Source organism: Shigella sp. FC1567 (genome assembly GCF_001743015.1).
In the GTDB taxonomy this organism is placed as follows: domain Bacteria; phylum Pseudomonadota; class Gammaproteobacteria; order Enterobacterales; family Enterobacteriaceae; genus Escherichia; species Escherichia coli.
The window spans coordinates 1-10,313 of sequence record NZ_MIIV01000063.1 but is presented as its reverse complement, the minus strand read 5'-3'; the positions used below and the strand labels follow the sequence as shown (position 1 = coordinate 10,313).

General features: G+C 55.6%; 10 protein-coding genes and 2 pseudogenes. 8 read left to right on the top strand and 4 right to left on the bottom strand.

Features of this window, described 5'->3' with window-relative positions:
• On the bottom strand, positions 1 to 165 hold a 165-nt coding region (locus tag BHE85_RS05265), incomplete at its 3' end, for an IS1 family transposase (protein ID WP_047664789.1).
• 55 nt (positions 166 to 220) lie between these two features.
• Here BHE85_RS05265 and BHE85_RS05260 point away from each other — a divergent pair.
• A pseudogene (locus BHE85_RS05260) lies at positions 221 to 694 on the top strand (type IV conjugative transfer system coupling protein TraD); the annotation flags it as partial.
• Positions 695 to 702: 8 nt separating this feature from the next.
• Here the strand turns inward: BHE85_RS05260 and vapC are convergent.
• Both vapC and vapB read right to left on the bottom strand, forming a co-directional pair.
• Positions 703 to 1,101 (bottom strand): type II toxin-antitoxin system tRNA(fMet)-specific endonuclease VapC, encoded by a 399-nt coding sequence (gene vapC / locus BHE85_RS05255; protein ID WP_000911318.1) that lies wholly within the window; start codon positions 1,099 to 1,101, stop codon positions 703 to 705.
• Positions 1,101 to 1,328, bottom strand: coding sequence for a toxin-antitoxin system antitoxin VapB (vapB, locus tag BHE85_RS05250; protein ID WP_000450530.1), 228 nt, complete (start codon positions 1,326 to 1,328; stop codon positions 1,101 to 1,103). The genes vapC and vapB overlap by 1 nt, the downstream gene beginning before the upstream one ends.
• A gap of 81 nt (positions 1,329 to 1,409) precedes the next feature.
• Here vapB and traI point away from each other — a divergent pair.
• The 7 genes and pseudogenes from traI (at position 1,410) to BHE85_RS05205 (ending at position 10,126) form a co-directional block, all read left to right on the top strand.
• Positions 1,410 to 6,687: pseudogene (gene traI / locus BHE85_RS05240) on the top strand (conjugative transfer relaxase/helicase TraI).
• Positions 6,688 to 6,706: 19 nt separating this feature from the next.
• Positions 6,707 to 7,453 carry a conjugal transfer pilus acetylase TraX gene (gene traX / locus BHE85_RS05235; RefSeq protein ID WP_000205722.1) on the top strand — a complete coding sequence of 249 codons (747 nt, stop codon included), beginning with the start codon at positions 6,707 to 6,709 and terminating at the stop codon, positions 7,451 to 7,453.
• 54 nt (positions 7,454 to 7,507) lie between these two features.
• Positions 7,508 to 8,068, top strand: coding sequence for a fertility inhibition protein FinO (locus tag BHE85_RS05230; protein WP_005056178.1), 561 nt, complete (start codon positions 7,508 to 7,510; stop codon positions 8,066 to 8,068).
• Between the two features lie 130 nt (positions 8,069 to 8,198).
• A complete protein-coding gene (locus BHE85_RS05225; protein ID WP_011379083.1) occupies positions 8,199 to 8,411 on the top strand; it encodes an ANR family transcriptional regulator in 213 nt (70 codons plus the stop codon).
• 243 nt (positions 8,412 to 8,654) lie between these two features.
• The gene (locus BHE85_RS05215; RefSeq protein WP_001233866.1) at positions 8,655 to 9,116 is read left to right on the top strand and encodes a thermonuclease family protein; all 462 of its coding nucleotides are present in this window, start codon (positions 8,655 to 8,657) and stop codon (positions 9,114 to 9,116) included.
• A 45-nt stretch (positions 9,117 to 9,161) separates the two neighbouring features.
• A complete protein-coding gene (gene hha, locus BHE85_RS05210) occupies positions 9,162 to 9,371 on the top strand; it encodes a hemolysin expression modulator Hha (RefSeq protein WP_039063957.1) in 210 nt (69 codons plus the stop codon).
• Positions 9,372 to 9,409: 38 nt separating this feature from the next.
• Positions 9,410 to 10,126, top strand: coding sequence for a DUF2726 domain-containing protein (locus BHE85_RS05205; protein ID WP_146627971.1), 717 nt, complete (start codon positions 9,410 to 9,412; stop codon positions 10,124 to 10,126).
• Here BHE85_RS05205 and BHE85_RS05200 read toward each other — a convergent pair.
• Positions 10,008 to 10,313: integrase core domain-containing protein (locus BHE85_RS05200; protein ID WP_032232747.1), on the bottom strand; the 306-nt coding region annotated here is incomplete at its 5' end. The two genes, BHE85_RS05205 and BHE85_RS05200, sit on opposite strands and share 119 nt — an antisense overlap.

The following is a 10,313-nucleotide window of genomic DNA, read 5'->3' as shown; positions in this document are numbered from 1 at the left end:
TTTCTGGTGCGTACCGGGCTGAGAGGCGGTGTAAGTGAACTGTAGTTGCCATGTTTTACGGCAATGAGAGCAGAGATAGCGCTGATGTCCGGCAGTGCTTTTGCCGTTACGCACCACGCCTTCAGTAGCTGAGCAGGAAGGACATCTGATGGAAATGGAAGCCACGCAAGCACCTTAAAATCACCATCATACACTAAATCAGTAAGTTGGCAGCATTACCAAATATCAGGAACGACCGAAGGTCGCTCCGGAGTTTATTCCGCGTGACATCAACCCGGAAATGGAGAACCGTCTGAGTGCCGTACTTGCCGCAAGGGAAGCAGAAGGTCGTCAGATGGCCAGCCTCTTCGAACCGGATGTCCCGGAGGTTGTTTCCGGAGAAGACGTGACTCAGGCTGAACAGCCGCAACAGCCGGTGTCTCCTGTCATCAACGATAAGAAGTCAGATTCAGGTGTGAATGTTCCGGCAGGGGGGATCGAGCAGGAGCTGAAAATGAAACCGGAAGAAGAGATGGAACAGCAACTGCCACCCGGGATCAGTGAATCCGGTGAAGTGGTGGATATGGCCGCTTATGAGGCATGGCAGCAGGAAAATCATCCGGACACCTGGCAGCAGATGCAGCGTCGTGAAGAGGTGAACATCAATGTGCACCGGGAACGCGGGGAGGATGTTGAGCCGGGAGATGATTTCTGATGAACAGGTCAGCTCCAGTCTTCAGTTCTCAGGCCGCCCACACGTTCAAATTCCCGGGTGTTATTAGTCACAATAATCAGCCCCCGACTGCGGGCATGACCTGCGATCATTTGATCAAATGGCCCGACAGGGCGTCCCTGACGGGCAAGTTCTGCTCTTATCTGGCCGGTGTGTGTGGCTGCAGCAGCGTCGTAATCCAGAACATCAATGCGGGAAACAAATCCCTCGATCACAGCGAGATTACGTTCAGGCATCTGGCTTTTTTCTGCACCATATATCAGCTCCATCAGGGTGACCGAACTGATACACATTCTCCCCTGGTTCAGGTTAAAACGCTCCCTGACGCTGGCGGGTTTGTTCTTTATCGTAAAAATGCAGATGTTGGTATCGAGCATAAACTTCAGCATCAGAATGACTCCCTTTCCTGCATGCCGGGCTGTTCCCTGTTATCCATAAAATCGGCGCTGACGCTGTGTCCGTCGAACCATTCGTCCCATGTCTCTCCGGCTGGCGTAATGATTCTGGTTCGTCCGACAGCAATCACTTCAACGCGTTTTACGTTTTCCGGCAATGCAACCGCTTTTGGCAGTCTGACCGCCTGGCTGCGGTTGCTGAGAAATACGGTGGTTTCCATTATTTGCCTCCTTATGTGGATATGTCTTGTGTATATCCATTGTGGGATTGATGCCGGGATATGTCAAAGGGATATACGTTTATGATGAGTATCGCGCAGGTCAGATCGGCCGGAAGTGCCGGTAATTATTATACCAACAAGGATAATTACTATGTGCTGGGCAGCATGGGAGAACGCTGGGCCGGCCAGGGGGCTGAACAACTGGGGCTGCAGGGCAGTGTCGATAAGGATGTCTTTACCCGCCTTCTGGAGGGCAGGCTGCCGGACGGGGCGGATTTAAGCCGCATGCAGGATGGCAGTAACAGGCATCGTCCCGGCTACGACCTGACCTTCTCCGCTCCCAAAAGTGTCTCCATGATGGCCATGCTCGGGGGGGACAAACGTCTTATTGAAGCACATAACCAGGCCGTGGATTTTGCTGTCCGTCATCATCCGTGTGGAGGCACTGGCCTCCACACGGATGATGACGGACGGACAGTCAGAAACGGTGCTGACCGGTAATCTGGTGATGGCACTGTTTAACCACGACACCAGTCGCGATCAGGAACCACAGTTACACACGCATGCGGTGGTGACTAATGTTACGCAGCATAACGGCGAATGGAAGACACTGAGCAGTGACAAAGTGGGGAAAACGGGGTTCATTGAGAATGTGTACGCTAATCAGATTGCCTTTGGCAGGCTCTACCGGGAAAAACTGAAAGAGCAGGTTGAGGCGCTGGGCTATGAAACTGAAGTGGTCGGTAAGCACGGTATGTGGGAAATGCCGGGTGTACCGGTGGAGGCCTTTTCCGGACGCTCACAGACTATCCGGGAGGCCGTCGGGGAAGACGCCTCGCTGAAATCCCGGGATGTGGCGGCGCTGGATACGCGTAAATCCAAACAGCACGTCGATCCTGAAGTCAGAATGGCCGAGTGGATGCAGACGCTGAAGGAAACCGGGTTCGACATCCGGGCATATCGTGACGCAGCGGAACAACGGGCATATACCCGCACGCAGACACCCGGACCCGCTTCACAGGACGGGCCGGATGTGCAGCAGGCGGTGACACAGGCCATTGCCGGATTAAGTGAACGCAAAGTGCAGTTTATGTATACGGACCTGCTGGCCAGGACGGTCGGCATACTGCCGCCGGAAAATGGTGTGATTGAACGGGCACGCGCCGGTATCGATGAGGCCATCAGCCGTGAGCAGCTTATCCCCCTCGATCGTGAGAAGGGGCTGTTCACGTCCGGGATTCATATGCTCGATGAGCTGTCAGTCCGGGCACTCAGTCGTGACATCATGAAACAGAACCGGGTGACCGTACATCCGGAGAAAAGTGTCCCCCGGACGGCCGGTTACAGCTATGCCGTCAGTGTTCTGGCACAGGACCGTCCGTCGCTGGCCATTGTGTCCGGGCAGGGCGGTGCAGCCGGGCAGCGTGAGCGGGTGGCTGAACTGGTCATGATGGCCCGGGAGCAGGGGCGGGAGGTGCAGATTATCGCTGCTGACCGTCGCTCGCAGATGAACCTGAAGCAGGATGAACGGCTGTCCGGTGAACTGATAACCGGACGTCGTCAGTTGCTGGAAGGCATGGCCTTCACGCCGGGCAGTACCGTTATCGTCGACCAGGGCGAAAAACTCTCCCTGAAAGAGACGTTAACCCTGCTGGATGGTGCCGCACGTCATAACGTACAGGTCCTGATAACTGACAGCGGGCAGCGAACCGGTACAGGCAGTGCACTGATGGCCATGAAGGATGCCGGGGTGAACACATATCGCTGGCAGGGGGGAGAACAGCGACCGGCCACCATCATCAGTGAACCGGACCGTTATGTCCGCTATGCCCGGCTGGCCGGAGATTTTGCGGCCAGCGTGAAAGCCGGAGAAGAGAGCGTGGCACAGGTCAGCGGAGTACGGGAACAGGCCATACTGACACAGGCCATTCGCAGTGAGCTGAAAACACAGGGCGTGCTCGGACACCCGGAGGTAACCATGACCGCCCTGTCACCGGTCTGGCTGGACAGCCGGAGCCGTTATCTGCGGGATATGTACCGCCCGGGAATGGTGATGGAGCAGTGGAACCCGGAGACACGCAGTCATGACCGCTATGTGACAGAACGTGTGACGGCGCAGAGTCACAGCCTGACCCTGCGGAATGCGCAGGGCGAAACGCAGGTGGTGCGTATTTCTTCCCTGGACAGCAGCTGGTCGCTGTTCCGGCCGGAAAAAATGCCGGTGGCAGACGGTGAGCGTCTGAGGGTGACAGGGAAAATTCCCGGACTCCGCGTCTCCGGCGGTGACCGCCTGCAGGTGGCATCCGTCAGTGAAGATGCGATGACGGTTGTTGTGCCGGGACGGGCTGAACCGGCCACCCTGCCTGTGAGCGATTCACCGTTCACGGCACTGAAGCTGGAGAACGGCTGGGTGGAAACGCCCGGGCATTCCGTCAGCGACAGTGCGACGGTTTTTGCCTCCGTCACACAGATGGCAATGGACAATGCCACCCTGAACGGTCTGGCCCGCAGTGGTCGTGATGTCCGGCTGTATTCCTCACTGGATGAAACCCGTACTGCGGAAAAACTTGCCCGCCATCCTTCCTTTACGGTGGTTTCTGAGCAGATAAAGGCGCGTGCCGGTGAGACATTGCTGGAAACCGCTATCAGTCTGCAGAAAGCCGGGCTTCACACGCCGGCACAGCAGGCCATTCATCTGGCCCTTCCTGTGCTGGAAAGTAAAAACCTGGCCTTCAGCATGGTGGACCTGCTGACAGAGGCGAAGTCGTTTGCTGCAGAAGGAACCGGTTTTGCTGACCTGGGAGGGGAAATCAATGCGCAGATAAAACGGGGTGGTTTACTGTATGTGGATGTGGCAAAAGGCTATGGCACAGGCCTGCTGGTTTCCCGTGCGTCGTATGAGGCAGAAAAGAGCATTCTTCGCCATATTCTCGAAGGTAAGGAGGCGGTCACGCCGCTGATGGAGAGAGTACCTGGCGAACTCATGGAGAAACTGACATCAGGACAGCGCGCCGCCGCCCGTATGATACTGGAAACGTCCGACCGTTTCACGGTGGTGCAGGGCTATGCCGGTGTGGGTAAGACCACACAGTTCCGGGCGGTGATGTCAGCCGTGAACATGCTGCCGGAGAGTGAACGTCCCCGTGTCGTGGGGCTGGGGCCCACACACCGTGCGGTCGGGGAGATGCGCAGCGCCGGCGTGGATGCACAGACACTGGCGTCCTTTCTGCATGACACGCAGCTGCAGCAGCGCAGCGGAGAAACGCCGGATTTCAGCAACACGCTGTTCCTTCTCGATGAGAGCTCTATGGTGGGCAATACCGACATGGCACGGGCATACGCCCTGATTGCGGCCGGTGGCGGTCGGGCTGTGGCCAGCGGTGACACGGACCAGCTGCAGGCCATCGCGCCCGGTCAGCCTTTCCGTCTCCAGCAGACGCGCAGTGCTGCCGATGTGGTCATCATGAAGGAGATTGTGCGTCAGACGCCGGAACTGCGGGAGGCGGTATACAGCCTGATTAACCGGGATGTGGAAAGGGCGCTGTCCGGGCTTGAGCGTGTGAAACCGTCTCAGGTGCCACGTCTGGAGGGCGCATGGGCACCGGAGCACTCCGTGACGGAGTTCAGTCACAGCCAGGAAGCGAAACTGGCAGAAGCGCAGCAGAAGGCGATGCTGAAAGGCGAGGCTTTTCCGGATGTCCCCATGACACTGTATGCAGCCATTGTCCGCGACTATACCGGCAGGACACCGGAAGCACGGGAGCAGACGCTGATTGTCACGCACCTGAATGAGGACCGGCGCGTACTGAACAGCATGATTCATGATGCACGGGAAAAGGCCGGAGAACTGGGGCAGGTGCAGGTCATGGTGCCTGTCCTGAACACAGCGAATATACGCGACGGGGAGCTGCGTCGTCTCTCCACCTGGGAGAATAACCCGGATGCCCTTGCCCTGGTGGATAATGTGTATCACCGGATTGCCGGTATCAGCAAGGATGACGGGCTGATAACCCTGCAGGATGCGGAAGGTAACACGCGGCTGATTTCGCCCCGGGAGGCGGTGGCTGAAGGCGTCACGCTGTACACCCCGGACACCATCCGGGTGGGGACCGGTGACAGGATACGCTTCACGAAGAGTGACCGGGAGCGCGGTTATGTGGCCAACAGCGTCTGGACGGTGACAGCGGTTTCCGGTGACAGTGTCACACTTTCTGACGGTCAGCAGACCCGTGTGATTCGCCCCGGTCAGGAGCGGGCAGAGCAACATATTGACCTGGCCTATGCCATCACCGCCCATGGTGCACAGGGGGCGAGTGAAACCTTTGCCATCGCGCTTGAAGGCACGGAAGGTAACCGGAAACTGATGGCCGGCTTTGAGTCAGCCTACGTGGCCCTGTCGCGTATGAAGCAGCATGTGCAGGTGTACACCGATAACCGTCAGGGCTGGACGGATGCCATCAACAATGCCGTACAGAAAGGAACTGCCCACGATGTGTTTGAGCCGAAACCGGACCGGGAGGTCATGAATGCAGAGCGGCTGTTCAGTACGGCGCGGGAGCTGCGGGACGTGGCGGCAGGCCGTGCCGTTCTCCGTCAGGCGGGGCTGGCCGGGGGAGACAGTCCTGCACGGTTTATTGCTCCGGGACGTAAATATCCGCAACCGTATGTGGCACTGCCGGCGTTTGACCGTAACGGCAAGTCCGCCGGTATCTGGCTGAACCCGCTGACCACGGATGACGGAAACGGGCTGCGGGGATTCAGCGGTGAAGGTCGGGTAAAAGGCAGCGGGGATGCGCAGTTCGTGGCTCTGCAGGGCAGCCGTAACGGAGAAAGCCTGCTGGCTGATAATATGCAGGATGGCGTCCGGATTGCCCGTGATAATCCTGACAGTGGTGTGGTGGTAAGAATCGCCGGTGAAGGCCGTCCGTGGAATCCCGGTGCCATCACCGGTGGCCGCGTGTGGGGGGATATCCCGGACAACAGCGTCCAGCCGGGAGCCGGAAATGGCGAACCGGTCACGGCAGAGGTACTGGCACAGCGGCAGGCTGAAGAGGCCATCCGCCGTGAAACGGAACGTCGCGCAGATGAAATTGTCCGTAAAATGGCAGAGAACAAACCTGACCTGCCGGACGGCAAAACAGAGCAGGCTGTCAGGGAAATTGCCGGGCAGGAGCGTGACCGGGCTGCCATAACTGAACGGGAAGCCGCGCTGCCGGAGAGTGTACTGCGTGAACCACAACGGGTGCGGGAAGCGGTCCGGGAAGTTGCCCGGGAAAATTTGCTGCAGGAGCGTCTGCAGCAGATGGAGCGGGATATGGTTCGTGACCTGCAGAAAGAGAAAACCCCGGGCGGAGACTGATACAGGAAGACAAACACTGATGACAACGGATAACACGAACACGACACGTAACGATTCACTGGCTGCACGGACCGATACCTGGTTGCAGTCATTTCTGGTCTGGTCACCCGGACAGCGGGATATCATCAAAACGGTGGCACTGGTGCTGATGGTACTGGACCACATCAATCTGATATTCCAGCTGAAGCAGGAATGGATGTTTCTGGCCGGGCGAGGAGCCTTTCCGCTTTTTGCCCTGGTGTGGGGGCTGAATCTGTCCCGTCATGCGCATATCCGGCAACCGGCCATTAACCGGCTGTGGGGATGGGGAATTATTGCCCAGTTCGCATATTATCTGGCAGGCTTTCCCTGGTATGAGGGGAATATCCTGTTTGCCTTTGCAGTGGCGGCACAGGTGCTGACGTGGTGTGAAACGCGCAGTGGGTGGCGTACAGCAGCGGCCATACTCCTGATGGCCCTGTGGGGGCCTTTGTCCGGCACCAGTTACGGTATTGCCGGGTTGCTGATGCTGGCAGTCAGCAACCGGCTGTACCGGGCGGAAGACAGAGCGGAACGTCTGGCGCTGGTCGCCTGCCTGCTGGCTGTTATTCCGGCGCTTAACCTTGCCACCAGTGATGCAGCGGCGGTGGCCGGTCTTGTGATGACGGTGCTGACCGTTGGTCTGGTGTTGTGTGCCGGAAAATCATTACCCCGTTTCTGGCCCGGAGACTTTTTCCCGACGTTCTATGCCTGTCATCTGGCTGTGCTGGGCGTTCTGGCGCTGTGACGGGTGTGGTATCTTTGGCCGCAAGAGGATGATTCGTCAGAGGCAGAACACAGCATGACAGAGCAGAAGCGACCGGTACTGACACTGAAGCGGAAGACAGAGGGAACAGCGACTGTCCGCAGCCGGAAAACCATCATCAATGTCACCACGCCACCAAAGTGGAAGGTGAAAAAGCAGAAGCTGGCCGAGAAAGCGGCCCGTGAAGCAGAGCTGGCGGCAAAAAAAGCGCAGGCCAGACAGGCGCTGTCCATTTATCTGAACCTGCCCACGCTGGATGAGGCTGTGAATACCCTGAAGCCCTGGTGGCCGGGATTATTTGACGGTGACACGCCCCGGCTTCTGGCCTGCGGTATCCGGGACGTGTTACTGGAAGACGTGGCGCAGCGGAATATCCCGCTCTCGCATAAAAAACTGCGCAGGGCGCTGAAGGCCATCACCCGTTCAGAAAGCTATCTGTGTGCCATGAAAGCCGGTGCCTGCCGGTATGACACGGAAGGGTATGTGACGGAGCATATTTCTCAGGAGGAGGAAGCGTATGCGGGAGCGCGTCTGGCGAAAATTCGTCGCCAGAACCGGATAAAGGCAGAACTTCAGGCCGTGCTTGATGAGAAATAAAAAAAGCCTCCCCCAGAGAGAGGAGGCAGGGAAATAAGGCTTAAAAGGAAATAACTTCCGCTTCCGAAAGGAAGCCAGTCCACTGAATTATTTATCACAATAATACTGACAACTAAAGGGGGACAAGAAAATGAATGGATTCAGAAACAGTTCACGGAACGGCCAGGTCTGGCGTTACCAGCGTGCCGGCGGGCGGGCCGTTATTCTGGAAGTCAGTGGACGCTGGATGGAAGCGGCAGAAGCATGGCGACGGGCTGCCTGTGTTGCGCCTAGGACAGACTGGCAGCAGTTTGCCCGGAAAAGGGCTGAACACTGCCACCGGCGCTGCCGGGGAAGGGGGTAACGAAAAAAGCAGCCTTCATTACTCCAGGAGTCAGAAGGCTGAAAGGAGTTTATGAGATTTGCTTCTTAATATCCGGTCGGGCAGTATGACCGGACAGTTCTGAGTAGCACAGAGTCTTTTCCGCATTAAGTCGATTTTTTATATTTTGTGATTAATTTCACAAAATAAGGTGTTATTCAATGTGTGCTGCCCTATTCAGGGGGGCTGAAATACAGGTGCCATTTATCTGATATGGAGAATAACATGAGGAAATATATTCCACTGGTATTATTTATCTTTTCATGGCCGGTATTGTCTGCAGATATTCATGGACGGGTTGTTCGTGTACTGGACGGTGATACCATCGAGGTCATGGACTCACTGAAGGCGGTGCGGATCAGGCTGGTAAATATTGATGCACCGGAAAAGAAACAGGATTATGGCCGGTGGTCAACAGACATGATGAAATCACTGGTTGCAGGAAAAACGGTTACCGTCACATATTTTCAGCGAGATCGTTATGGTCGTATTCTCGGGCAGGTTTATGCACCAGACGGAATGAATATTAATCAGTTTATGGTCCGGGCCGGGGCTGCCTGGGTATATGAGCAGTACAACACAGATCCCGTGCTACCTGTCCTTCAGAACGAAGCCAGACAACAAAAACGTGGGCTCTGGTCAGATGCTGATCCGGTTCCCCCCTGGATATGGAGGCACCGTAAATAAAGCGATGGCAATCCTATCATTCATCTGTTCTCAGCGGGAATAAAAATGGCAAAAACAAAACAGGAATGGCTGTATCAGTTACGGCGATGTTCATCAGTCAATACGCTGGAAAAAATTATTCATAAAAACAGAGACAGTTTATCAAACAGTGAACGTGAATCATTTAATTCAGCAGCAGACCACCGGCTAGCGGAATTAATCATCGGAAAGTTATATGACAGGATACCAAAAGAGATATGGAAATATGTAAGGTAATAATTCAGCAATAATTAATTGCCAGGAGCAGATAAATAATGAAGTTGATTATTTTTATTCTCATTGTTCTGATTATTGCAGCGCTACTTATCCGGATTATCCTCAGAAGTGTAAATCAGCATTCTCCTTTGCTGATGCAATTGCATGCGGCAGGTATACGGACCGGTGATGCAGAGCGAATACTGTCCAGCGGTGAATACTGGCAACGTCAGACGACGCTGCTGACAGAAAGGGAAGTCAGTTTTATGAAAGGACTGTTCAGAATTGTGGATATGACGCGGTGGTATCTGTGTCCGCAGGTACGGGTCGCGGATATCGTCCAGCTGAACGGGAATATCCGGCCACGATCACGCCAGTGGTGGCAGTTATTCAGGATGGTGTCTCAGTGGCATGTTGATGTGGTTATCGTTGAGCTGCGTTCGTTCAGTATTGTTGCAGCAGTAGAGCTGGATGATGCCAGCCATTTACGACCGGAACGCAGACGCCGGGATATTCTTCTGGAAGAGGTTCTGAGGCAGGCTGGTATTCCGTTGCTCAGAAGCCACGATGCCAGAAAACTGCTGCAGATGACCGGAGAATGGCTGAATACAACAGTGAACCGCCCCGGGTTTCCTGGAGAGTGTTTTATCTGTGAACTCAGGCTGCCAGATCATCGTTTCCGATGGAAGCATAATAAGCTTTTTCTGCTTCTGCCGGAGGGATGTGGCCCAGCCTTTCCAGCAATCGTCGATTATTATACCAGTCCACCCACGTGAGTGTGGCCAGTTCCACTTCTGCACGGTTTTTCCAGCTCTTACGGTGTATTACCTCCGCTTTGTAAAGACCATTGATGCTCTCCGCCATCGCGTTGTCATACGAGTCGCCTGTACTTCCTGTTGATGCCAGTAATCCGGCTTCCTTAAGCCGCTGTGTGTAGGCCAGCGATACATACTGAGAACCTTT